Annotated in this window: 18 protein-coding genes; 2 read left to right on the top strand and 16 right to left on the bottom strand. The window is 61.8% G+C overall.

What is annotated here, in order from left to right; genetic code table 11:
* Positions 1 to 10 precede the first annotated feature (10 nt).
* The 3 genes from BE0216_RS07540 to BE0216_RS07550 all read right to left on the bottom strand — a co-directional run bounded on the left by BE0216_RS07540 (position 11) and on the right by BE0216_RS07550 (position 5388).
* Positions 11 to 3154, bottom strand: coding sequence for a glycoside hydrolase family 3 protein (locus BE0216_RS07540; protein WP_094637508.1), 3144 nt, complete (start codon positions 3152 to 3154; stop codon positions 11 to 13).
* Between the two features lie 183 nt (positions 3155 to 3337).
* Positions 3338 to 4660, bottom strand: a complete 1323-nt coding sequence (locus BE0216_RS07545; protein ID WP_226805736.1) for a sensor histidine kinase — start codon at positions 4658 to 4660, stop codon at positions 3338 to 3340.
* A gap of 11 nt (positions 4661 to 4671) precedes the next feature.
* Positions 4672 to 5388 (bottom strand): LytR/AlgR family response regulator transcription factor, encoded by a 717-nt coding sequence (locus BE0216_RS07550; protein ID WP_094637507.1) that lies wholly within the window; start codon positions 5386 to 5388, stop codon positions 4672 to 4674.
* A gap of 148 nt (positions 5389 to 5536) precedes the next feature.
* On the opposite strand from BE0216_RS07550, the gene gdhA reads away from it, so the two are divergent.
* The gene (gene gdhA / locus BE0216_RS07555) at positions 5537 to 6883 is read left to right on the top strand and encodes an NADP-specific glutamate dehydrogenase (protein WP_072724414.1); all 1347 of its coding nucleotides are present in this window, start codon (positions 5537 to 5539) and stop codon (positions 6881 to 6883) included.
* A gap of 366 nt (positions 6884 to 7249) precedes the next feature.
* Here the strand turns inward: gdhA and BE0216_RS07560 are convergent, their stop codons facing one another.
* From BE0216_RS07560 to BE0216_RS11970, 6 genes are all read right to left on the bottom strand, one after another.
* Positions 7250 to 7588, bottom strand: a complete 339-nt coding sequence (locus tag BE0216_RS07560; protein WP_094637506.1) for a type II toxin-antitoxin system PemK/MazF family toxin — start codon at positions 7586 to 7588, stop codon at positions 7250 to 7252.
* Positions 7585 to 7848, bottom strand: coding sequence for an AbrB/MazE/SpoVT family DNA-binding domain-containing protein (locus BE0216_RS07565; RefSeq protein ID WP_072724418.1), 264 nt, complete (start codon positions 7846 to 7848; stop codon positions 7585 to 7587). The genes BE0216_RS07560 and BE0216_RS07565 overlap by 4 nt, the downstream gene beginning before the upstream one ends.
* A gap of 141 nt (positions 7849 to 7989) precedes the next feature.
* On the bottom strand, positions 7990 to 9846 hold the full coding sequence (locus tag BE0216_RS07570) for an ABC transporter ATP-binding protein (protein WP_094637505.1): 1857 nt from the start codon (positions 9844 to 9846) through the stop codon (positions 7990 to 7992).
* Entirely contained in the window at positions 9843 to 11627 is a 1785-nt protein-coding gene (locus tag BE0216_RS07575) for an ABC transporter ATP-binding protein (RefSeq protein WP_094637504.1), read from the bottom strand. Before BE0216_RS07575 ends, BE0216_RS07570 begins: the two co-directional genes overlap by 4 nt.
* Before the next feature lie 75 nt (positions 11628 to 11702).
* Positions 11703 to 12191, bottom strand: a complete 489-nt coding sequence (locus tag BE0216_RS07580; RefSeq protein WP_094637503.1) for a MarR family winged helix-turn-helix transcriptional regulator — start codon at positions 12189 to 12191, stop codon at positions 11703 to 11705.
* 134 nt (positions 12192 to 12325) lie between these two features.
* Positions 12326 to 12547, bottom strand: a complete 222-nt coding sequence (locus tag BE0216_RS11970; RefSeq protein ID WP_226805737.1) for a hypothetical protein — start codon at positions 12545 to 12547, stop codon at positions 12326 to 12328.
* Positions 12548 to 12674: 127 nt separating this feature from the next.
* Between BE0216_RS11970 and BE0216_RS07590 the strand changes: the two genes are divergently transcribed.
* Entirely contained in the window at positions 12675 to 14324 is a 1650-nt protein-coding gene (locus BE0216_RS07590; protein ID WP_094637502.1) for an RNA-binding domain-containing protein, read from the top strand.
* 295 nt (positions 14325 to 14619) lie between these two features.
* Here BE0216_RS07590 and BE0216_RS07595 read toward each other — a convergent pair whose 3' ends face one another.
* From BE0216_RS07595 to dnaA, 7 genes are all read right to left on the bottom strand, one after another.
* Positions 14620 to 15207 carry a DUF3566 domain-containing protein gene (locus tag BE0216_RS07595; RefSeq protein WP_169714294.1) on the bottom strand — a complete coding sequence of 196 codons (588 nt, stop codon included), beginning with the start codon at positions 15205 to 15207 and terminating at the stop codon, positions 14620 to 14622.
* Positions 15208 to 15273: 66 nt separating this feature from the next.
* The gene (gene gyrA, locus BE0216_RS07600; protein WP_094637501.1) at positions 15274 to 17979 is read right to left on the bottom strand and encodes a DNA gyrase subunit A; all 2706 of its coding nucleotides are present in this window, start codon (positions 17977 to 17979) and stop codon (positions 15274 to 15276) included.
* A 236-nt stretch (positions 17980 to 18215) separates the two neighbouring features.
* Positions 18216 to 20246, bottom strand: a complete 2031-nt coding sequence (gene gyrB, locus BE0216_RS07605; RefSeq protein WP_094637536.1) for a DNA topoisomerase (ATP-hydrolyzing) subunit B — start codon at positions 20244 to 20246, stop codon at positions 18216 to 18218.
* Positions 20247 to 20559: 313 nt separating this feature from the next.
* Positions 20560 to 21027 (bottom strand): DUF721 domain-containing protein, encoded by a 468-nt coding sequence (locus tag BE0216_RS07610; RefSeq protein WP_094637500.1) that lies wholly within the window; start codon positions 21025 to 21027, stop codon positions 20560 to 20562.
* On the bottom strand, positions 21024 to 22286 hold the full coding sequence (gene recF, locus BE0216_RS07615) for a DNA replication/repair protein RecF (RefSeq protein WP_094637499.1): 1263 nt from the start codon (positions 22284 to 22286) through the stop codon (positions 21024 to 21026). The genes BE0216_RS07610 and recF overlap by 4 nt, the downstream gene beginning before the upstream one ends.
* Positions 22287 to 22291: 5 nt before the next feature.
* Positions 22292 to 23416: a DNA polymerase III subunit beta gene (gene dnaN / locus BE0216_RS07620; RefSeq protein ID WP_094637498.1), complete on the bottom strand. Its 1125-nt coding sequence runs from the start codon at positions 23414 to 23416 to the stop codon at positions 22292 to 22294.
* Between the two features lie 695 nt (positions 23417 to 24111).
* On the bottom strand, positions 24112 to 25602 hold the full coding sequence (dnaA, locus tag BE0216_RS07625) for a chromosomal replication initiator protein DnaA (protein ID WP_094637497.1): 1491 nt from the start codon (positions 25600 to 25602) through the stop codon (positions 24112 to 24114).
* Between the last annotated feature and the right edge of the window lie 119 nt (positions 25603 to 25721).

A 25721-nucleotide genomic window follows, 5' to 3' on the forward strand; every position in this document is an offset into this window, starting at 1 on the left:
ATCAGTTCCTTCACTTGGATGAGGCGCCGGCGGGAGCGGCGACGGACTTGGCGCCACGGACGCGCACGACCGTGTAGCCGATGACACCTGCGGCGGTCACGACGCCGGTCACGGCGATTGCGGCGATATAGGCCGCGCGCCACCAGGTCATGACGTTTTCGGTGTGGGTGGTGGAGTTCACGCCGTTCATGGCGTTCGAGTTGGCCAGCGCCCACAGGGCGTACTTCACATCCTGCTGGATGGCGAGCAGCACATCGCGGTCGCCGCTGAGCGTTTCGGCGTCCCAATAGCTCACGCCCTGGTTGCCGAAGCCGCAGAACGCGGTGGTTCCGGCCAGGATCGACTCCTTGGGGGCGGCATGCGGCGAGACGGAGGTGAAGTCGGTGACGTTGTAGCCGGTGAAGCCCCACTCGCCACGCATGATGTTCACCATCACGGCGGCGTTCGCACTGGACGCGACCGCGCCGATGCGGTTGTAGGAGGTCATCACGCCGAGCGCGCCCTGCGTGTAGGTGTCGGCCTTGGACTCGTCCGCTTCGAAGGAGGCGGGCTTGCCCTTGGCTTCGAACGCCTGCTGCAGGTTGCGCAGCTCCATCTCGCGGGCCTTCTGCTCGCTCATGAACACGGCCACGCCGGACCTGTTGATCTCCTGGTCGTTGAACGCGGCGTGCTTGACGTTCACCAGCGTGCCCTTGGACTGGGCGCCCTGCACCACGGCCGAACCGACATAGCCGGAAAGCACCGGATCTTCGGAGTAGTACTCGTGGCCGCGGGTGTTGTAGGCGTGGCGATGCAGGTTCATGCCCGGTCCGATGATGATCGGCAGGTTGAACACGAGGCTGGATTCGCCGATGATCAGCTCGCCGTTGCGGTAGGAGAGTTCCTTGTTCCAGCTGTAGGCGAGGTTGACGGGGGAGGGCGCCACACGGGAGCTCTTGTCGGCGTAGGCCTCGTCATTGGCGTCCGCGAACGCCTCGCCCTGATACTGGCCTTCGTTGAGGTAGTGCGAGTCGGAGCCGCCGGGACCGTCGTCGGAAAGCATGTCCTGCAGGCCGACGGAGGGGATGGCGCCGATGGCATGGAAGGCGTTCTCGGCGAAGCTCATGAACTCCTCGACGGAGACCTTGCCCACCAGTTCGTCCCAACGCTCGTCGTCGAAGTCGGCCCCCTTCATATCGTTGAGGGTCAGCTCGCTGGACGTGTCGCCCACGGTGATGTCGGAGACGTCGTCGCCGGACTTCAGTTCGATGAAGTCGTTGTTGAGCAGCTCGGAGACCTGCTCGTTGGCAGTCAGGCCGGAGTACGTGGTCGGGAAGGTGCCGTCCCAGTCGGAACGGGTCAGGTAGGTGACGATGCCCTCCTCGAAAGCGTTGTAGTCCATCGCGTAGTCGCCCTCGGTGAGCTGGTTGGTGATGGCCGTGCCGTTGTCGGACACCGAGAAGGTGTCGGCGTCGACGTCGCCGTCCCACGTCCACTGGTAGGTTTTGGACTCGTCGCCCGCGGCGGTCATGCCGTCGGATTCGGTGTAGCCCTGGGCAGCAAGCACGTTGTTGAGGGCGTCGTGGGCGTCGTCGCCGAGGGCGAAGTAGTAGTCGCCCGGATCGACGATGTAGGTTTCGGCGCCATAGGCGTCGTAGCTGGCGAGGTTGGCGAGGTCCACCTCCATGGTGATCGTCTGCGATTCGCCCGGCTCAAGGGTTTCGGTCTTCTCGAAATCCATAAGCTGGATCGCGGACTTCTCCACGCCGTTCTCCTTGTCGTAGTCGGTGTACGGCACAGAGGCGTAGACCTGCGCGACGGACTTGCCGGCCACGTCGCCGGTGTTGGCGACGGTCACGGTCACGGTGGCGGTCTTCTTATCGCCCGCGATCTCCACCGAATCGAGCGTCTGCTCGAAGGTGGTGTAGCTCAGGCCGTGTCCGAAGGAGTACACCACTTCGTTGCCGTACTCCCACGTGCCATCCGTGGTGGAGACGGTGCCGTCCGCGTTCGCGTAGGTGCCCGCCGAGGCCTCCTCGCCGCCGTTGCCCATCACGATATCCGCATAGCGGGTTTCGTAATAGCGGTAGCCGGTGTAGATGCCTTCGGATTCGATGAGGTAGGAGTTCACGGCGGCGTCTTCGGAGAAGTCGGAGGCGTTCGACCAGGCGATGTCGCCGTAGTTCGCCATCGCCGGCGCGAGGGCCGTGTTCTTGGCCATCACGTCGCCCAGATGGGCCGAGGGGGAGACGGTGCCGTTGAGGATGTCGGCCACGCCGTAGAAGCCGTACGCGCCGGGGAAGCCGATCCACATGATCGCGTCGATGTCGGGGTCGTCCTCGAGGTTGGCGATCTCCATCGGATTGGTGGAGTTGACGAGCACGATGACCTTGTCGAAGTTGGCCTTGGCCTCGTCGACCAGCGCCATCTCCTCGTCGGACAGCGACAGGATGTTGCCGGTCACGGTGTTCACGCCCTCCGCGAGTCCCTCCTCGCCCGGATAGTAGCCGTCGCCGTTCTCGCCGGCGGGGCGGCCGACGACCACGATGGCGGCGTCGTTGTATTCGCCGTACTGCGAGTTGTAGTCGGGGTTCAGTTGGGCGAGTTCGTCCAGGCTGAGTTCACTGGGATCGTCGTATTTGGTGATCTCCGCGTATTCCGGCAGGACGCCGCCACCGAACTGCGGGGTGGTCCACTCCTTGTCCGCGAAATACGTCTCATAGGCCTGCAGCATGGAGGGGTTGATCTGGAAGCCGCGCTCCTGGAAGGCCTGCGTGATCTCGACGGTGGAGTTGCCGTCGGTGACGGAACCGCCGGATCCGCCGTAGACAGGCGCGTAGCTGCGCACGCCGAACATGGTGATCTTCGCGTCCGAGGCGATCGGCAGCGCGTCGTCGCTGTTCTTGAGCAGCGCCATCGTCTCCTGCGATTCCTCGATAGCGAAGTCGCGCCAACCGTTGTAAGCCTCCTCGGCCGAGGTGAACTCGGACTGGTAGGTCCAGCTGTCGCCCTCGTCAGCGGACTGGTCGGTGACGGTGCGCTGGCTGCGGGTGCCGACGAACGCGTCCAGCGACACACGGTAGGTCTCCATAATCGATCCCGCCATGATGGCGATCGCGAGAAGCAACGCACCGATGGCGGTCAGACCGCGCCATAGGTTCGTTCGTTTGAACATCTCATCCTCCTTGAATCTCGTTGCGACGGTGCTTTCCTCTGCGAAAACACGCCGTAGTCTTAGATTCTCCGAGTCCGGCCCCATGCTCAACGCCCGATGCGCAACCGACGTTTTTCGAGTCACGAACTGCATCGAGAATGCGTCGGATCCGAACGCCACCGGCCTTACGGCACCGATCGCATGTCATCGTTCAATCGGCAGCACCACGTTCACCGCGAAGATTCCCTCATCGGCCTTGACCGAAAGCGCGCCGCCGTATTGTTCGGCGACCATGCGCATCGATTTGAGCCCGAAACCGTGGTAGTGCCTGTCGGCTTTGACCGTCTGTGGCAATCCGTCCCGAAAGGTCAAGGCGCCGTCATAAGGGTTCTCGATATGCATCACCACCATGCCCTTGTTGGCGCGGACCGTCATGCGGATCCACCGACGGCCGTCATCGGCGATATGCTCCACCGCCTCCATCGCGTTGTCGACGGCGTTGCCGAACAGCGAATAGATGTCGCCGGGCTTCATGAATTCCAATCGTTCGCCGTCGATGATGCGGTCGAATTGGATGCCGCGCTGCTCGCATACAAGCGAACGGTTCGACAGCAGCACATCCAGCGTCTCGTTGCCGGTGCGCACCGTGGCGTCGTAGATGCCGGCCAGCGATTTCAGATCGTCGATCTCCTCCTGCGGAATGCGGTTCTCCAGCAGGTTGAGTTGCCTTTTCAGGTCATGCGTTTTGACGTTGATCAGGTCGATGGTCGCCTTGTCGCTGTCGAGTTTCGCCTTCTGCTGGTTCATCAGCTGACGCAGCATCGCGCCGTCCCGTTCGGCGTTCTCATGTTCCACGATTTCGCGCAGCAACATCAGCATGAACACGCATGTCAGCAGGTCGAACAGCGAGAAAATCGTGAACGCCACGCTTCCGGATCCGTAATGGTGATACAGGTTGGTGAAGATGTTCAGACAGATCGCCATGCCGGTGAACAACAGCAGCATACGGCCGCTCGCCACGCCTTCGATGGATTTGCCGACCAGCGGGCGCGCGAACAGCCAATACCCCAGCGCGAACAACGGCACCACCAGCGCCGCATACACGATGGTGTCGATCCAGGCCGCATCCTCCCACACCATGTGCAGTCTGGTGGAGAGCACGCGCGCGCCACGGTACACCGCATGCTGCAGCGCGGCCGCGGCGGCCATATAGAACAGCGCCTGCGTGAAACTGACGCGCCAGCAGACGCGCGAGGCGGCACAGCACATCGCGTAGATGAGGAAGCACCGTGCAATCAGCCACCATGTGCCTTCGGACGCTAGGGAATCCCACACCATGCACACCGCCATCATGACCAGCATTGCGGCGGCCGCACGCCAGACGAACCGCGGGCGGCGCTCGAGCGGCCAGACGAACATCACCAACGCCGTGACGAGCTCCAACAGGAATCCGACGGTGTTGAAGAATCCCACAAGCGGTGCCCACACATCTCCGGTGCCGAACAGCGCGGCCGTATCATGCATCATCGCGTCCTGCCTCACATCCACCGATCATCGCCGAGGTTGTCGGCGAGATCCTGCAGGAAGGATTTGCGGAAGGCGCGGCCGATGGGCAGCGATCCGCCGTCCGAAAGGCGCACCTCGTTGCCTTTGATGGCGTCGATATGGCGCTGGTTGACCAGATACGGCTTGCCGCAGCGCAGGAAGCCGTGGGGTTTCAGCTTCGCTTCCGCCTCCTGCAAAGACCCGGTGCCGGCGACCACGCCGTTCTCCGTATGGAATTCCAGGCTGTGCCCGCGCACCTCGACGTACGACACGTCGCGCAGGCGGATGCGCTGCGAGCCGCCGCGCTGGGAGATGATGACCGAATCGTCGGATTCGCTGTCGCATAATTTGACCGCGCGGGCGATCTTACGTTCGAAATCGGCATAGGAGAAGGGCTTGATGATGTAGTCGAGCGCGTCCACCTCATAGCCTTTGGCCGCGAACTGGGCCATATTCGTCACGAAGATCAGCACCGTCCCGCCGTCCAATTCGCGCAGCCGGTGGGCGGCGACCAGTCCGTCCATATTGGGCATTTCGATGTCCATGAACACGATGTCCCAGCTGGGTTTGTAGCCTTCCAGGAACGAAGTGGGCTCGACGAAACGGCGCACATCGAATGTGTTGCCGGTGCGTTGCGCGAACATATCGAGGCAGGCGCGCAGCTTGTCCGCGGCGGCATCATCATCTTCGACAATGGCGACAGTCAGCATCGATGAACTCCTTATCCGTCTCGCTGACCACTGTACACGGCCCGAAGGCGAGGCTCATACCGTAATTTGGGCGGGGTCTTGTCGGGCGGAACACGCGCGCTTACAATCGGAACCGTCTTATTGATAACCCGAACCCAAGGGAGCAAGCATGCTTACCAACGAGTACGTCAAGCGCGTGTATGACCAGGTCACCAAGCGCGACGGCGATCAGCCCGAATTCCTGCAGGCCGTGTACGAGGTGTTGGACACCTTGCAGCCCGTGATCGAGAAGCATCCGGAGTACGAGGCGAACGGCGTGCTGGAGCGCATCGTGGAGCCCGAGCGCGTGGTGAAGTTCCGCGTGGCCTGGGTCGACGACTCCGGCAAGGTGCAGGTGAACCGCGGCTACCGCGTGCAGTTCAACTCCGCGATCGGCCCGTACAAGGGCGGCCTGCGCTTCCATCCGACCGTGAACGAGGGCGTCATCAAGTTCCTCGGTTTCGAGCAGATCCTCAAGAACTCCCTGACCACACTGCCGATGGGCGGCGGCAAGGGCGGCTCCGACTTCGACCCGAAGGGTAAGTCCGACGCCGAGGTCATGCGCTTCTGCCAGGCCTTCATGACCGAGCTGCAGCGCCACATCGGCCAGTTCACCGACGTGCCGGCCGGCGACATCAACGTGGGCGCCCGCGAGATCGGCTACCTCTTCGGCCAGTACAAGCGCATCCGCGACGAGTACTCCGGCGTGCTCACCGGCAAGGGCCTGGAGTTCGGCGGCTCGCTCGCCCGCACCGAAGCCACCGGTTACGGCCTGTGCTATTACACGCAGGAGGCCCTGCGCGTTCTGAAGAACGACTCCTTCGAGGGCAAGACCGTGGCCATCTCCGGCTCCGGCAACGTGGCCATCTTCGCCACCGAGAAGGCCACCGAGCTCGGCGCGAAGGTCGTGACCGCCTCCGATTCCAACGGCTACATCTACGATCCGAACGGCATCCAGCTCGATGTGGTCAAGGACATCAAGCTTGGCCACCGCGGCCGCATCAAGGAGTACGCCGACCGCGTGCCCGGCTCCGAGTACCACGAGGGCTGCGCCGGCGTGTGGACCGTCAAGTGTGACATCGCCCTGCCCTGCGCCACCCAGAACGAGATCGATGAGGCCTCCGCCGAGGCGCTGGTCGCCAACGGCTGCACCGTGGTGTGTGAGGGCGCGAACATGCCCTCCACTCCGGAGGCCATCGCCGTCTATCAGAAGAACGGCGTGCTGTATGGCCCGGCCAAGGCCGCGAACGCCGGCGGCGTGGCCGTCTCCGGTCTGGAGATGAGCCAGAACAGCTACCGACTGAGCTGGACCTTCGAAGAGACCGACGCCAAGCTCAAGGGCATTATGGAGTCCATCGTGGCCGAGTCGCTGGCCGCCGCCAAGGAGTACGGCGAAGAGGGCGACCTGATGGCTGGCGCCAACATCGCAGGCTTCGTCAAGGTCGCCAACGCGATGGTCGCCCAGGGCGTGCTCTGATCGACGTATCCTGCCGCCAGACGCATAGGACTCTGGCGCATAACGCCTCAACGATGGTGGGGGCAACGGACTCATTCCGTTGCCCCCACCATCGTTTATCTATCGTCTGTCACGCCTGTAATTGCGCGCACAGCAGCCGCGATACTGTCTCCATTTGTGTTTTTACACCTTTTTCAATTCGGATTTTACACCATTTTGGATTCGGATTTTATACCCCCGTCACCGCAGGACCAGACAAACCATCCATGAAATCCAGGAGGAAGCTCGTAATGCCTATCAGGGTTGGATGCAGAAGGCCGCATAGAGGGGGATGGAGCGGATGCCGTTGTCGATTCCGAAGTTCGACAGGCCAAACCTGCAGGGCAATCACACCAAGCAAGCCATCACCAGTTCCAGCACGACGTCCAACTCATCCTGCGGCACATAGCCAACCAGTTGCGCGTTACGGGATTTCAAATCAAGAGCCTTCAACTGCTCGGCTTGAGCAAAGCCCTCAATCTGCAAATCCGGAGAAATCGGATGGACTTCCGCATGCAGCGGATATCCATTATCCGTTGAAGTGATCGGACAGACCATGGTGAGGTTGCATACTCGATTGTAGCTTTCATTGCTCACCACGAGCAGATACCGTCGTTTGCGTTGCTCATGACCGGACGACGGATCAAGATCGGCCGCGACCACGTCGCCTCTGCGAAAGCCGTTCATATCGTCTCCGCTCCGACAGGGTCGCCGAATCCGTCTTCCTTCGCCTGGTAACCACCGTGGTAATCAGCAAACAGATCTGCGAGATTCGGCACCGCATATCGGCCAATCCGCGTGATACGGACGGTTTTAGGTTTGATGACGATATTGCCTCCGTCGGCTTCGATGGTGACCTCACTGCCTTCGCGCAATCCGGTCTGGTCGCGGATCTCTTTAGGAATGCGAATCGCCTCGCTATTGCCCCACTTCGCAATGGTCGCCATATCCCCACCACCTTTCCGAATGTATCTACTTAAGGATATACCTCCGAGGGGCAAACGGTCAAGAACGGCGAAGGACTCTTCCACATCTAACAGCGTCGCGCACCATAAATGCGAAAAAGTGTCGTTATCAACCGTTTTCCGCTACGCGAACTGGCTGTTGTAGAGGCGGGCGTAGGCGCCGTCGGCGGCCAACAGCTCGCGGTGCGTGCCCTGTTCGATGATGGTGCCGTGGTCCATCACCAGAATCAGGTCCGCGTCCACGATGGTCGACAGGCGGTGCGCGATCACGAAGCTCGTGCGCCCGTGCATCAGCGCGTCCATCGCCTTGCCGATCTCCTGCTCGGTGTGCGTGTCCACCGACGAGGTCGCCTCATCGAGGATCAGGATCTTCGGATCGCATAGGATCACGCGCGCGATGGTGAGCAGCTGGCGTTGGCCTTGGCTGATGTTCTCCGCGTCATTCGCCAGGCGGGTGTCATAGCCCTCGGGCAGCGTGCGCACGAAGTAGTCCACGCGCGCCATCTTCGCGGCGGCGACGATCTCCTCGCGCGTCGCCTCGGGCCGCCCGTAGGCGATGTTCTCGGCGATGGTGCCGTCGAACAGCCACGCGTCCTGCAGCACCATGCCGAAGTTGGCACGCAGGTCGGCGCGGTTCATGCGGTGCGTGTCCGCACCGTCAAGGCGGATGTGCCCGCCGTCGATCTCGTAGAAGCGCATGAGCAGGTTGATCAGCGTGGTTTTGCCGGCGCCGGTCGCGCCCACGATGGCCGTGCGATGGCCGGGTTCGGCGGTGAAGGTCACGTCCTTCATCAGCGGGCGGTCCGCGTCATAGCCGAAGCGCACGTGCTCGAAGTCCACGCGGCCGCTCACCGGCTCGCTCACCGTCTCCGGCTCGTCCGGCTCAGGCTCGATCTCGTCGGCGTCGAGGATGTCGAACACACGCTCCACCGAAGCCAGCGCGGATTGCAGGCTGTTGATGGTGAACGACATCTGCGTGAGCGGCTCGCTCGCCTGGTTGATGTATTGGAAGAACGCCTGGAACACACCCACGGTGAGCTGCCCGGCGGCCAGCATCAGACCGGCCATCACCGCGATGGCCACCTGCGAGAGGCGCACGATCAGGCGGATGGCGGGGCTGATCGCGTTGGTCATGAAGTCGGCCCGTCGCGTCGCGTCGGCCACGTCGCGCGTCGCCTCGTGGATGCGCGCGGCGCTCGATCCCTCCTGGTTGAAGGAGCGGATGATGGCACGACCGCTGTAGGCCTCCTCGACATGGCCGGTGAGCACTCCCACCGCGCGCTGACGTTCGGCGGCCAGCACCAGCGTCTTGCGCGAGACCAGACGCGTCACCAGCATCGAGAACGCGGCAAACACCACGAACACCAACGCCAGCCACACATTGATGACCACCATCATCACCACGGCGCCGGTCACCTGCCCGACGGCCACCAGCAGGCGCAGCAGACCGGTCTGCATGACCTCGCTCATCTTGTCGAGATCGTTGGTCACGCGGCTGATGATGCGTCCGGGCTGGTTCGCGTCATAGTAGCGCAGCGGCAGTCGGGTGAGCTTGTCGCCCACGGCGTTGCGCAGCTTCAGGTTGATGCGTTCGGCGAAGCTGGCCATAATGAGGGTCTGCGTGGAGTAGAACGCCCATTCCAGCGTGTAGATCAGCAGCAGTATGGCGATCTGCATACCGCCGTCGTGCCAACCGATACGGAAGTTTTCGCCGCGTGTGAACGCCGCCTGGATCTTCTCCCACAGCAGGTCGAGCAGATAGGCGGTGTACATCGGTCCGGCCAGCGCGGCCACCACATAGCACACGATGGACGCGGAGACGACGAAGATGCGCCAATGCTGTTCCTTGGCCACATCCCACAGGCGGACGATGGTGGCTTTGATGTCGCGAGGAACCTCCAGCTCCTCATCGTCCGCGGCGCCCGCGACGGCGTTGATCTGCGATTCCTGCGTCATATCCTGCTGTTGCGTCTGGCTCATCGGTCCGTCTCCTTTCCCGCCTCGGCGACACGCATCTGCGAATAGGCGATTTCGCGGTATGTCGGGCAGTCGCGCATCAGTTCCTCGTGGGTGCCGCGACCCTGCACCTTGCCGTCCTCCAATACGACGATCTGGTCGGCGTGCACGATGGTGCTCACACGTTGGGCGATGATCAGCATGGCCGCATCGTCCATCTCGCTCGCCAAGGCCTTGCGCAGGGCGGCGTCGGTGGCGAAGTCCAACGCGGAGAACGAATCGTCGAAGATGGTCAGGTCGGCTTTTTTGGTCAGGGCGCGGGCGATGGCGAGACGCTGGCGCTGGCCGCCGGAGAAGTTCGTGCCGCCTTGCGCCACGCGGGTGTTCAGCCCGTCCGGCAGTTCGCGCACGAATCCGGCCTGCGCCACATCAAGCGCATGCCACAGCTCCTCGTCGGTGGCGTTCGCGTCGCCGTAGCGCAGATTGTCGGCGATGGTACCGGAGAACAGCCACGCCTTCTGCGGCACGTAGGCGATGCGGTCGCGCAGCTCGCGCTGGGTCACGTCGCGCACGTCGCGTCCGCCGATCAGCACCCGGCCGTCGGTCGCGTCGATCAGACGCAACATCAGGCGGGCGATGGTCGACTTGCCGGAGCCGGTGGGGCCGATGATCGCGGTGGTCTGGCCGCGCCGGCAGGAGAAGGTGAGGTCCTGTAGGGTGTCTTCGGCACCGTCTGCGAAACGGAAGGTGAGGTGGTCGAAGCACGCCACCTTGGGATGCGCCAGGTCAAGGTCCGACTTGGCTTCGACGGCGGGATCGACGGCGGCATTCCGCTCCTGGCGGGAGGTTTCCGGGTCGGTGATATCGGGCGTGGTGTCGATGACCTCGCGGGCGCGATTCAGACACACGAAGGCGCGCGGCACCATGAACATCACGAATCCCGCCATCATGACGTAGAACAGAATCAGCACCGCGTATTCGATCAACGCCGTGATGTCGCCGATCTGCATGGCATGCGCACCCACACGGTCGCCGCCGAGCCACATCACCGCGACGATCACGATATTGATCAGGAAGAACGAGAAGCTGTCGAGTCCGGCGAACAGGGTGTTCACCCGGATCGCGCTGGTCGCATAGTCGGAGAACGCCGTATCGAGCCGCTGGCGTTCGTGGCGGTCGCGGCCGAAGGCGCGGATCACGCGCACGCCGGTGATGTTCTCGCGCAGCACGGTGTTCATGCGGTCGATGAAGCGCTGCAGACGCTCGAAAATCGGCGCCGCCTTGAGCACGGCCGCGGCGGTGAGCGCCACGACCACCAGCACCACGACGAGCAGCACCCATCCCATCATCGCATCGATCGAGAACGACAACGCGATGCCCATCACGCACATGATGGGCACGGGGATGAGCATCTGGAAGCTCATCATCAGGGTCTGCTGCACCACGTTGATGTCGTTCAGCGTGCGCGTGATCATCGAACCGGTGCCGAAGCGCTTGAAGTCGCCGTCGGAGAACCGCAGCGTCGAATCGTAGATCGCGTCGCGCATATCGCGGCCGACGTTGGCGCACAGTTTGGCGCACAGGTAGCTGCCGCCCAGCGCCCCGGCGCCGGAGACCACGGTGATGGCGAGCATGGCCACGCCCATGGGCAGGATGTGTTCGGTGCCTCCGTCCGCACCGACATTGATCATCTCGGCCAGAATCGTGGGCACGAGCAGCGCGCCCGCCACGTCGAGCAGCAGCGCGAACAACGTCGCGGCGATCAGGCCCTTATAGGGTTTCAGAAATCGGAACAGTACTCTCATGCGGGTATTCACTCCTTTTCGTATCCGCATTCGATACATGGTTGACGCCGCCCCATGGCGGCTGGTGGTTGCCGTCTACTGACGGATGGTCTGGTCGAGCAGCGACGTGTACCGCCGCATCAGGTCGATGAGCAATTCGGCGTTGTCTTCGCCGATCTCCTCCAAGGCCGTCTGCTCGGCCACGGCGATGGGCCGCACATTGCGTTCGACGAAGCTTCGTCCGTCCTCGGTTAGTTCGAGCACCTTGTCGCGTCGGCTGCCGTCGGCCAGACGGATCATGATCAGTCCACGACGCTCCAGTTGCTGTACCGCTGAGGTGACGGTCTGCTTGCTGTACTGCCAATCGCTTGACAGCTCCTTCTGCGGCATCGGCGCGGCGGAGCACATCAGTCCGTACATCACGCAGAATCCGCAGTCGGACAGACCCGACCGCCGGGCGGCCTCATGATAGGCGTGGTCGATCTCCTTCCACATCTGGTTGAACCGCTCCAGCAACGCCGGTATGCCGCGTTCCGGCACAACCGACCTATCATGCTCCGGTTGAGCCGACGTATCGCCCGCCATATCTCGCCTCCCGTCCATATGCGACATCCATTTGTCCGAACTCGGACAAACCGCCATCATAGTCCGATTTCAGACAAATGCAACCGGAACCGACATCCGACACACCGAACCCGGTTCGGACTCGAATTGGAGGCTCACTCGCCCGTTTCCGGATTCCCACCGGCTCCGCCGAAGGAATCGGCGGTGAGCCGCAGGCGATGATGACGGTGGTACAGTCCCGCGAGAATCGGCAGCGCCAGCACAGCCGCCGCGAACGGCCACAACACCATGGCGATGATGAACGAGGTGGAGAACAGACCCAGATATGCGATCACCCTCCCACTGTAGCGCGCCGCCCATCCGCAACGATTTGACATAACGAAGCGCCCACGCTTCCCGAATGCAGCGTTCACCACAATCTATCTTTCAATCTATCATTCCACCCCCTATATGATAGATTGAATGATAGAATAAAGATAGATTAGGCAACCAACCGCAGATCGGATGAACATGTCGCTACCAACACAGGAAAGCCTGACCATCGAATTCAAAAGCGAAACCTCCCGAGCAATCTCTAACACCGAAATTGTGGATAACGTAGTGGCGCTATCAAACACGGACGGCGGCGATTTGTTTCTCGGCATCGAGGATGACGGAACACCCACAGGAGTCGCACACCAACATCGCAACATCGACCAATTGGCGGCATACTTGTTCAACCACACCGTTCCGCCCATACAGGTACGCCCTTCGCTAATCCAAGCGGATGACAAGACCATCGTACGAATCAGCGTGGATGCTAGCACCCAACTGATATGCTCCAACGCAGGCAGGGTCACACATCGCGTCATCAAGATGGACGGTACTCCCGAAGTCGTGACCATGTATCCATATGAGTTCGTATCGCGGCTGTCATCAATCGGGCAGTACGATTACAGTGCGCAACCAGCGCCGGGCGCCCGACTGGACGACCTCGACGCATACGCCCGGGATGCACTTCGCGAGCAAATCCTTTCATCGGGCGCCGACACAAGCTTGCTTGAACTGGATGACGCGACATTCGACGGCGCACTGGGGTTCCGCACCAACAATTCGCAAACCGGCGAAAGCACACCCACCATAACCGGCTTATTGATGATTGGCGAACAACAAGCGCTGAAACGTTGCATACCAACCGCAACCGTCGTATTCCAAGTAATGCGGGACGGCGCACCCGCCGTGGACGAAACGCTTCAACTGCCGCTGACACGGGCCATCCCACGCCTCAACGAGCTGATGCAACCATGGAATCACGCCACTGAGCGCATGGTAGGCATGACCCAGCAAGACATCATGGATTACAACCGCGACGCGTTGCGGGAAGCGATGCTTAACGCCCTATGCCACCGCGATTACTCTATGCTCGCACCTGTGCATATTCAACTTGACGAAATAGGGCTTACCATCTCAAGTCCCGGCGGGTTCATGCGCGGCATCGACGCGAGCAATCTGTTAACCGTGACGCCCACCCCCCGCAATCGAGCCCTCACCGATGCATTGAAGCGTTGCGGATATGTCGAACGCACCGGGCGAGGAGTGGACAGAATCTATGCGGGATCCGCAGCAACAGGACGTCCGTTCCCCGATTATTCACAATCCACCAATGAGCGCGTAGTGGTCTTCCTGCGCAAGAGTACACCAGATGCGCGATTCATGGACATGCTCGATCAAGCTCAACAACGGCGAGGCACCCGTCTCAACACCGAGGATTTCCTTGTCATGGCGGCGATACGCGCCACTGGGCAAATCAACATCACTGAAATACGACAGGCGACCACACTGGATTTAGGTCGTATCACCGCCGCGCTCGAAGCGCTGGTCGCCGATGGCACCGTGACATGCGACGCCGACCTATACTCTTTGGCAGACAGCCCAGATACGGCAGTCGACATCGTCGTCACAAGCAACAACGCCAGTCCCTCTACCGATCGGGACCGGAACCAAATCCTCTCATTGGCAAAATCCAATAACGGCATCATCACCACACGGCAGGTGATGGAACTGTTCGACATCAACTATCTCACTGCATATCGCCTACTCAAAAACCTGCAGGACGATGGGATACTCACCCACGATGGCAAAGGACGATATTCGAGGTTCCTGTTGCATGCCTGAACCATAGTGACGGCCCCCTAACCACAATCGTCACAGACGAATAGGCACATGTCAATCTATCTTTCAATCTATCAAATGAAAGATTGAAAGATAGATTGACGCAAGATTGAATGATAGGTGGCCTTTGCCATCCCGCATCGGCGAATATCTCAACGACGGCGTCGCAACCTGACGTGTTCGACCTGCCGTATGAGACTCCTCCGCGCGAACCAACCATCGCGCCCGGCAGTATGCGAAGGGCCCCTTCCTTGGGAAGGAGCCCTATATCACAACATCACAATGCTTAGTCGTCGGATCAGTCGTCGCCGAGGGTGACGTGGATGCCGCCGACCAAAGAGCTGACCACGTTGTAGATCAGCGCGACGATGCTCATCAGCAAAGTGATCACCACGACTTCGATAATCGAGAAGATCGTCACCGCGCTGAGCACGGTGCTCAGGGTGAACACGTTCTCCAGATCGAGTCCGCCGGCGTCCAGACCGGTGGACGACACCATCTGCGTGATCTGGTCGAACACGCCCACGACGTTCAGCATCAGCCAGATGATCGCCGTGGCGACGACCTGGATGATGCCGCCCGCGATCGACATCATGAACGTGACCTTGGCCACCGACCACGCGTCGAGGCGGGTCAGCGACAGGTTCATGCGGCGGGCTCGCGGAGTGCCGCGACGCACCGGACGCGGACGGCTGGCGGACGGGGACGCGGACGCGCTTTTGGAGGCCGACCGGGCGACACGGGCGACGGGCTCGTGCTTCTCGTCCGCGCCGGCCCGCTCACGCTCGCCATGGTCGCCGTGCTCTCCGTGACCTTCCTGATCGTTCTGATCGTCCATGAACGGATGCTCGATCTCGGACTCGTTGTCTACGATGTTCTCGCTCATCGTCGGACTCCTTCTCGCGCTGTACCTGAAGCTCCTCAAGCCGAGGCTACCAGTGTTTCGCGACGATTATTCGGCGCTTTCCGGGTTGTTCACATTCTCAGCAGACTCAGCAGACTCGCTCGGCTCGGAAGCGGCAGGTGCGGCGGATTCCGCCGACTGCGCGTCCGCTGCCGTCGCATCGGCGGCGTCCTTGGCCTCGTCCTCATCGTCCTTCTCCGCGTTCAGCGCGATGGAGATGATCTCGTCGCCCTTGTCGGGCTTGGCCAGCGTCACGCCCTGGGTGTTGCGGCCGGTGCGCTTGACCTCGGCCACATCGGAGCGGATCACCTTGCCGGACTTCATGATGGCCATCACCTGATCGTCCTCGGAGACGACCAGCGCGCCGACCAGGGAGCCGCGCCCCTCGGCCAGCTGCACGGCCTTGACGCCGAAGCCGTTGCGGCCCTGCAGACGATACTCGCTGATGGCCGAACGCTTGGCGAAGCCCTCGTTCGTCACCACAAGCAGATCCTTGTCGGTGTCGCCCCAGACCACATCCATGGCCAGCAGCTCGTCGCCTTCGCGGAACTTCATGCCCTGCACGCCGGCGGTCTGGCGGCCCATCGGGCGCAGCTGGTCGTCGTCGGCGCGGAATTTGAGGCTCATGCCGAGCTTGGAGACGAGGATGATGTCATCCTCGGCGTTGCACAGCCGGGCGCCGATCAGCTCGTCGGCGTTCTCGCCGTTCTCGTCGGCCATCAGACGCACGGCGATCAGACCGCCCTGACGCGGCGAATCGTATTCGGCCAACGCGGTCTTCTTGATCTTGCCGCTGCGGGTGGCGAGCACCAGATACTTCGTCACCTCGTAATCCGGGATGGACAGCACGGTCTGGATCGTCTCGTCAGAGGCGAACTGCAGCAGATTCGCCACATGCTGGCCCTTGGAGTCGCGCGATCCCTCGGGCAGCTCGTACGCCTTGATGCGGTACACGCGGCCCTTGTTGGTGAAGAACAGCAGCCAGTTGTGCGTGGAGGTGAGGAAGAAGTGGTCCACCACATCGTCCTCGCGCAGGCGCGTGCCCTTGATGCCCTTGCCGCCGCGATGCTGGGCGCGGTATTCGTCGGCCTTGGTGCGCTTGATGAAGCCGGAGTGCGTGACGGTGACCACCACGTTCTCCTCGGCGATCAGATCCTCGACGTTCATCTCGCCGCTGAACGGCAGGATCTTGGTGCGGCGCTCGTCGGAATACTTGGCCACGATCTCGTCGAGCTCGTCGCCGATGATCTTGCGCTGGCGTTCCGGCTTGGCGAGGATGTCGATATAGTCGGCGATTTTGCGCATCAGCTCGTTGTGCTCGTCCTCGATCTTCTCGCGTTCGAGCGCGGCGAGGCGGCGCAGCTGCATGGACAGAATCGCGTCGGCCTGGATCTCGTCCACGCCGAGCAGCTCCATCAGGCCGGTGCGTGCGGTCTCCACATCCTTGGAGGCGCGGATCAGCGCGATGACCTCTTCGATCATGTCGAGGGCCTTCAGGTAGCCCTGCAGAATATGGTCGCGCTCCTCGGCCTCGCGCTTCAGATACGCGGTACGGCGGGCGATCACGTCGAGTTGGTGGTTCACCCAGTGGCGGATGAACGCGTCCAAACTCAGGGTGCGCGGCACGCCGTCGACAAGCGCGAGCATATTCGCGCCGAAGGTCTGCTGCAGCTGGGAATGCTTGTACAGGTTGTTGAGCACGACCTTCGGCACGGCGTCGCGCTTGAGCACGAGCACGAGGCGCTGGCCGGTGCGGCCGGAGGTCTCGTCGCGCATGTCGGCGATGCCTTGGATCTTGCCGTCGCGCACGGCCTCGCGGATGGAGACGACCAGTCGGTCGGGGTTCACCTGGTAGGGCAGTTCGGTGACCACCAGGCACATGCGGCCCTTGATCTCCTCCGTATTGACCACGGCGCGCATGGTGATCAGGCCGCGACCGGTGCGGTAGGCCTGTTCGATGCCCTTATGGCCCAGGATGGTCGCGCCGGTGGGGAAGTCCGGTCCCTTGATGCGGGCGATCAGCGCCTCGAGCAGCTCCTCACGGGAGGCTTCCGGATGGTCGAGCGCCCAATGCACGCCGTCCGCCACCTCGCGCATGTTGTGCGGCGGGATGTTGGTGGCCATGCCGACGGCGATGCCGGACGAGCCGTTGACCAGCAGGTTCGGGAAGCGTGCGGGCAGCACGGTCGGCTCCTGCGTTTTGCCGTCGTAGTTGGGCACGAAGTCGACGGTGTCCTTGTCGATGTCGCGTACCATCTCCATGGACAGCGGCGCCATACGGCATTCCGTGTATCGCATGGCGGCGGCCGGGTCGTCGCCGGGGGAGCCGAAGTTGCCCTGGCCGTCGACCAGCATGTTGCGCATCGACCAGCTTTGGGCCATACGCACCAGGGTGTCGTAGATGGCGGAGTCGCCGTGCGGATGGTACTTGCCCATCACGTCGCCCACGACGCGCGAGCACTTGTTGTAGCCGCGGTCGGGACGGTAGCCGCCGTCGTACATCGCGTACACCACGCGCCGGTGCACGGGCTTCATACCGTCGCGCACGTCCGGCAGGGCGCGTTCGACGATGACGGAAAGCGCGTATGCCAGATAGGATTCGCGCATCTCCTTCTGCAGGTCGGTGGGCTGGATGCGCTCACCGCTCATCAGACCGTAGTCGGTATCGTCCGCCTCCTGCGGGCTCAGCGGTTCCAGCGAACCGTCCGGCACGGGCTGTTCGGCGGCCTCATTGTTCATGTTTTCGTCTGCCAAAGTCATTCCTTACTCAAGTGGTTATTCGCGCTCGTCATCCCGAGCCTCTTCTCGTCATCCCGAGCGAAGTCGAGGGATCCTTCGGCTCCACTGCGTTCCGCTCAGGATGACGGGTTGGGCTGCGGGTGGTTGCGTTTTGTTATAAGGCTGGCTCCGTCGGCACGGGAGTCCACTGGACTCCCTCTTCGGCCGACTCGCGCGTGATCGCTTATATCTTTCCGAAGGAAAGATTGCGATCATGCGTCAATGAACCTTGCGTCGTGGGCGTTGCGCTGGATGAACAGGCGGCGCGGCTCCACTTCGTCGCCCATCAGCATGGAGAAGGTCTCGTCGGCCGCGGCGGCGTCCTCGATGTGGATCTGCTTCAGGATGCGGCGTTCGGGATCCATGGTCGTCTCCCACAGCTCCTGGTAGCTCATCTCGCCCAGACCCTTGTAGCGCTGGATGCCTTCGCCCTTGGGCAGCTGGCGGCCGGCGGCCTTGCCTTCGGCGAGCACGCGGTCGCGCTCCTTGTCGGTGTAGACGAAATCGTGCGCGCCCTTGGTCCATTTGAGGCGGTAGAGCGGCGGCATGGCCACATACACATAGCCGGCGGTGATCATCGGCCGCATGTAGCGGAAGAACAGGGTCAGGTTCAGCGTGGCGATATGGGCGCCGTCCACGTCGGCATCAGCCATGATGATGACCTTGTGGTAGCGCACCTTGGAGATGTCGAAATCCTCGCCATAGCCGCCGCCGACCGCGGTGATCAGCGATTCGATGGTGTCGGACTTCATCATGCGGTCCAGGCTCGCGCGCTCGGTGTTGAGGATCTTGCCTCGAAGCGGCAGGATGGCCTGGGTGATCGGGTTGCGGCCCTGGATGGCGGAGCCGCCTGCGGAATCACCCTCCACGATGAACAGCTCGCACTCCTCCGGATTGCTCGACTGGCAGTCCTTGAGCTTGTCGGGCATGCCGGCGGATTCGAAAATCGACTTGCGGCGCGTGTTCTCGCGAGCCTTCTTGGCGGCCAGTCGAGCGCGGGAAGCCTCGATGGCCTTCTGGATGATGTTCTTCGCCTCGCCGGGGTGGGCGTCGAACCAATCGCCGAGCTTGTCGGTCATCACGCGCTGCACGAAGGTCTTCGCCTCGGAGTTGCCGAGTTTCGTCTTGGTCTGGCCTTCGAACTGCGGGGTGGTGAGCTTGACGGACACCACGGCGGTCAGGCCTTCGCGCACGTCGTCGCCGGAGAGGTTCTCGTCCTTCTCCTTCAAGATGCCCTTCTCACGGGCGTAGCGGTTGACCAGCGAGGTGAGCGCCGCGCGGAAGCCCTCCTCGTGGGTGCCGCCTTCGGTGGTGGAGATGGTGTTCGCGAAGGTGTGCACGGCCTCGGAGTAGGCGGTGGTCCACTGCATGGCGATCTCGGCGGAGATGCCGAGCTTCAGGTCCTCAGCCTCGAAGCTGATGACCTCGGCCTCCACCGGATTGGATTTGCGCGACTTGACCAGATAGTCCACATAATCCTGGATGCCGTTCATGTACTGGTAGGTCACGGACTGGTGCAGTTCCTCGATGACGTTCTCGCCGTCGCCGGTTACCTCGTCTCCGGCCTGGTCGGCCTGGCGCTCATCGGTGAGGCTGAGCTTCAGCCCCTTGTTGAGGAAGGCCATCTGCTGGAAGCGCGAACGCAGCGTCTCGAAATCGTAGACGGTGGTTTCGAAGATCTTCGGATCGGCCCAGAAGGTCACGGTGGTGCCGGTGGACTCGCCCTCGGCCATCGGCTCGCCCTTCTTCAGGCGGGCGGTGGGCTTCTGGTCGATATAGGTCTGCGTCCAGTGGAAGCCTTGGCGGCGCACCTCGATGTCCACGCGGGTGGAGAGGGCGTTCACCACGGAGATGCCCACGCCGTGCAGGCCGCCGGACACCGCGTATCCGCCGCCGCCGAACTTGCCGCCGGCGTGCAGCTTCGTCATCACGGTCTCCACGCCGGAGATGCCTTCGCCGGGCACCTCGTCGACGGGGATGCCGCGGCCGTCGTCGACCACGCGGATGCCGTTGTCGGGCAGAATCGACACCTCGATATGGCTGGCGTATCCGGCCAGCGCCTCGTCGACGGAGTTGTCGACGATCTCGTACACCAGATGGTGCAGGCCGCGCGGGCCGGTGGAGCCGATATACATGCCCGGACGGATGCGCACGGCCTCAAGACCTTCGAGCACGCGCAGATCGGAGGCGTCGTAGTGTTCGGGAGTCATGGACTCGTCGAGTTCCCCCTCTTTGAGTTCCATGGTGTTGATGTGTTCGGTGGCAGCGTTCAGTTCGTCTTCTTTGCTTGCCGCTTGTTCCTGCGAATCCGCCACAGGTTGTCCTTCCTGCCTTCGTACGAAGGGTTATCGCCAAGGCATCTCGCCCCAGAACGCACAAAATCGGCCCTCAGAGCGTTTTACCCATACTGTGCGATATTCTACTCGTCCGTGGGGACGTTGCCATTACAGGCCCGTTTTCATCGTAAGCCCGGTATACAAAGCCTTTTCGGCCGATTCGTGGCGCCCTCCGATCGCATGATGGCGCGGGAAGACGCGGCGGAAATCCGCCGGAGGCTTAACGCACCCACCGCCGCTTGAACTGTGCGCTGGCAGGCCCGGTGACCCTGATCTCGCGCACTTCGAGTCCGGCGAGACGTTCGCGCACCACATCGGTGAGCTGTGGGATGAGATAGGTCAGTTGGGTGGCCCATACGCCGGTTTCGGCGCGGATGACGAGCACGCCGTCGACGAAACTGGCGACCTGCGAATGACGGGCGATATTCTCGCCGACCACCTGATCCCAATGGTTGCGCAGTTTGGCGACCATCAGATTCGTATTCCAGGTGGGGTCGCCCGAGATCTGCGTGAGCACGTCGCCCAAGCCTTTGGGATCGCGCCCAGCCTTGCCGAAATTCTCCCAGGCCTCCTCGCGTCTGCGTTGGCGGTCGCGCAGCAGTTCGCCGCGTTTGACCAGCCGTTCGAACACCTGCGCGGGGAGTTTGCGTTCGTCGAGATGCAGGCTTTTCGCCACCGGCGGTTTCATCGCGCGGCCTGCCCATCGACTGTCCGTTCGATTCCAGCCTCGGCGGACCGAACTTCGCGGGCGCGGGCATCGGCGTCATCAGCGACCCGACCGGGATCCTCCACGACCGCCGTCTCATCCGCATCGCCACCGACCAGCGACGCCACATCGATCACTTTGGCTCCGGGCAGCTCGGGCATATCGCTAGCCGCGGCGACGGTGATCAGCACCTGCGGCTGCCCTGCGGCGAATGCCATGATCTGGTTGCGCCGATGCTCGTCGAGCTGGGCGAACACATCGTCGAGGATGACGATCGGCGTGACGTCGGTGACCCGCGCCACGGTTTCGAACAGCGCCATTTTCAGCGCCAACGCCATGGTCCACATCTCCCCGTTGGAGGCGTATTCGCGCGCGGCCATGCCGTTGAGCTCCAGCGCCAGATCGTCGCGCTGGGGGCCGATGAGGTTCACGCCGCGCGCCACCTCACCGGGGTAGATGCGTTGGAAATGCTGGGATATATGGGGGGCCGGATCGTCGAAGGCCATCACCTCGTCGAAGGAGGGGGCGTAACGCAGTTCGACCTGTTCGGTTTCGCCGGCCAGTTCGGCGTAGATGCGCGCGAACGGTTCGGCCAGTTGCTCCACCACCGCATGACGCCGTTTCGTCAGTTCCACGCCGGCTTCGATGAACTGCCCGGTCCAGATCTCCAATCCGGACAGCACGGCGTCGTTCATGCTGGCGACCGCGCCGGAAGCCCCGTTCGCGCCGCGGTCGCCCAACTGCTTGAGCAGGGCGGCCCGCTGGCGGCCGATTTTCGCGAAATTCTGCGTCAAGGCCGCGTATCCCGGCGTCAGCAAGACGCCCGCCTGGTCGAGAAAGCCACGTCGTGTGGCCGGATCCCCCGCCACCATGCGTTGGTCCTCCGGGGTGAAGGTGACGCATGGCACGCGGCCGACGATATCGCGCATATACACGCTGGCACCACCGTTGACGCGTCCGCGGTTCGCACCGCGCGAGGCGATGGTCACCTCATAGGTGGTGGTGCGATCCCCATCCTCGACGTTCGCGCGGATCACCGCGCTGGTCTGCCCCCGTTCGATCAGCGGCAGCGAGGACGAGGCGCGGTGGCTGCCGCCTGTGGACAGCACTTCCACCGCTTCGACGATATTCGTTTTTCCCAATCCGTTCCGCCCTTGCAGCACGTTCACTCCGGGGTTCAGATCCAGCACGCACTGGTGCCAGGAGCGGAAGCGGTCAAGGGCGAGACGGGAGACATGCATGGGGACTAGTTGTTGAAGCGCATCGGCACCAGCAGGTAGCGGTAGTCCATGGATTCCTCGGAATCGGCCTCCTGCTGGCCGTTGAATTCGACGGGCTTGACCGCGGTGGTCATCTTCATGCGCACGAAGGGTTCGGTGATCGCGTTCAGACCTTCGATCAGATAGGAGGGGTTGAACGCCACGGTGATGTCCTCGCCGTCCATATCGATGTCCAGCGTTTCGGTGGCCTGCGCCTCATCGACCGCGCCGGCCGACAGGGTGAGCTCCTGACCGGAGAAGACCATGCGGATCGGGGCGTTGCGCTCGGCCACCAGGGCCACACGCTTGATCGCGCCGATCAGCGACTGCTTGTCGATGATGGCGTGAATCGGGTATTCGTCGGCGAACAGGCGGTCGACGGCCGGGAATTCGCCATCGATCAGCTGCGAGGTCGAGACGCGGCCGGCGTTCTCGAAACCGAGCAGCGACGGATTCTCCGTGTTGAAATCGATGACCACGTTCTGGTGTTCGTTGAGCGAACGGGCCACGTCGCGCAGCAGCGAGCCGCGCACCAGCGTGGTGGTGGTCGTGTCGATGTTCTGCGGGGTCCACGAGAAGCTGGCGCGGGACAGGCGGAAGCGGTCGGTGGAGGTCATCACGACTTTGTCGCCCTGGAATTCCACACGCACGCCGGTGAGCACCGGGCGGTTCTCCTCACGTGAGACGGCGACGGACGCCTGGGCGATGGCCTGCACGAAGGTGGGGGCGTCGACCTGGCCGAGCTTGTCCGGCACGGCCGGCAGATCGGGGTATTCCGAGTCGGGCATCAGCTGCAGCGTGAACGTCGACTTGCCGGAGCTGATGGTCATCGTGGCGTCGGAGGTTTCGAGATAGGTTTTCTCGCCGGCCAGCGCCTTGGTGATATCCGCGAGCAGTTTGCCCTGGACGAGCACGGAACCGGCCTCATCGATACCGGCCTCGATATGGTCGCGTGCGGAGATCTCGTAGTTGAAGGCGTTCAGGCGCAGAGTGCCATCGGCGGCCTCGATGCGGATGCCCGCGAGAATCGGGTTCGACGGACGGGAGTCGATGACGCGGGTGGTCCAGGCTACGGCTTCGGCCAGTGCCGCGGAATCGATTTCGACTTTCATGATGCCTCGTTTCGCTTCGATGGTGCTGTGAACATTCTAGCCATGGGTTGGGCAAGTCAGGAACGTGCGATAGGCGGGCCCTATTGTGACGATGATGATGAATTCAGAAGAACAGTAAGTAGTCACAACAATAAGGGCTGTGGATAATGTGAATAAGTGGGTGCCGGCGGCTGTTTGCAAGGGCTCAGAAGAGGCTCGGCAATGTGGATAACCCCTGTATAGAATGTGGATAAGTCGCCGAGTTATCCACCGGGGATTTTCGGATTTGAAGTTATCCACAATCGGAATGCAGTAATACACGAGTTATCCACCGAAATTTAGGGGTTATCCCACGAGTTATCCGCCGAGTTTACCCACATTTGTGAATAAGTATGTGGATAACTTAGGCCTATAAAGGGGCGGATCATCGGCGTGTTGCGTCGAAAACGGGGAGCCCGAAAGGCCCTTGTCGAGCACAATCGATCCAGGAAACGAAAAAAGCCCGTTTTTCGTCTGTGAAACGGATTCTAAGAGATTTCGTGTCCGAACGAATTTCTCCGTCGCTCTGAGCGACCATTTTCGTCATCCTGAGCGGAACGTGACTTTCTTCGTCATCCTGAGCGGAACGAAGTGGAGTCGAAGGATCTCAAAAGACAACAATCCCTCTGAGTTTCGTGAATATTGCTCTACCGGGTTTTGATCAGAAAAGAAAACGACTATTCGCCGGAATGCTGCTTCAAGCGCATGGTGAGCTCCATAACGTAGTTATAGACCTCGGGTTTCTCCTGCATATCCGTGCTGATGCGGTTATAGGCGTGCATCACCGTGGTGTGGTCCTTGCCGCCGAACACCTGGCCGATATCGAACAGGCTCATGCTGGTCATCTCGCGGGAGAGATACATGGCGATCTGTCTGGCCAGCGCCACATTCTTCGTACGCGCGCGCCCGACCAGATCGTCGAAGGTGAGGTGGAAGTATTTGGCGACCTGGCCGATGATGTCTGCCGGCTTGATTTCCACATCGGTGGTGAAGAAATCCTGCAGCGTCTGCTCGGCCAATGGCCGGGTGACGGGCTGGTTGCTTAAGGAGGCGACCGCGGTGACGCGGGTGAGCGCGCCCTCGAGTTCGCGGATGTTCTCGGTGAAGCGTTCCGCGATCAGATCGAGCACGTCGCTGGGGATTTTCGACCCGTTGATCGAGGCGATCATACGCAGAATCGCGATACGCGTCTCCAGATCCGGCGGCTTGACGTCCACGGTCAAGCCGGATTCGAAGCGCGAGATCAGGCGGGCCTCGAAACCCTTAAGATTCTTCGGCGCCACGTCGGAGGCAATCACGATGCGTTTGTTCGCCTGATGAAGCGCGTTGAAAGTGTGGAAGAACTGGTCGAGCGTGGCTTCCTTATTGCCCAGGAACTGGATGTCGTCGATCAGCAGCACGTCGACCTGGCGATACCGACGATTGAATTCGTTGATCTGGCCCTGGTTCTTGCTGGGATCCTGCAACGCTTCGATGAATTCGTTGGTGAACTCCTCGCTGGTGACGTATCTCACCTTCAACGAGGGGTCCTTGACTAGCGCGTAGTTGCCGATGGCGTTCAACAGATGGGTTTTGCCCAATCCGGATCCGCCATAGATACACAAAGGATTGAAATCCTGCCCCGATCCCTCGGCCACCGCCAACGCCACGGTTCTTGCGAAGCGGTTGGAATCGCCCGGCACGAAGGAATCGAAGGTGAAGTTCTTATTGAGGTGGGTTTCCGGATCACGCTCCACCTTATGCCCCACCGAATACCGCGGTTGCGGCTCGGGCGCGGCGGTCGGCTCGGGCAGGGGTTGCGCCGATCCGAAGGGATCGTGGCCCATATCGTCGATGGAGGGCGGGGCGCTGACGGGGAAAGGCGTGTCGAGCCGGGGCTCATGCTCCACTTTGGGCGGCGCCACTTTGAAGGCGGGGAACATATCCTGTCCGGTGGCCAGCTTCAACGCGCTGAGCAGAGGATCGTTCAATTCGCCCTGCAACGCGGATAATGTGGCGTTGTTCTCCACGCACAACACGATGGTCGGTCCGAACACGCCTTCGGCCACCACCCCCTCCAACCATCCACGATGGCGGGGGGTAAGCGAAGGCTTGGCTTTCATAATTGCCAGAACATCCGACCATATTCGCGCCGCTTCGATGGCGGGGTCATTCGGCTGATCTGCCATAGTGGCCCTTCCTCTCGAAGCAGAACTAACACACGAAGTAATACAGTAGGCTATGTTTACTCTTTTTTCGTCGAGTTATCCACCGGCGCGCGTGTTGGAATAGCCCAAATGTGAATAAC

This window comes from Bifidobacterium eulemuris (assembly GCF_014898155.1).
In the GTDB taxonomy this organism is placed as follows: Bacteria; Actinomycetota; Actinomycetes; order Actinomycetales; family Bifidobacteriaceae; genus Bifidobacterium; species Bifidobacterium eulemuris.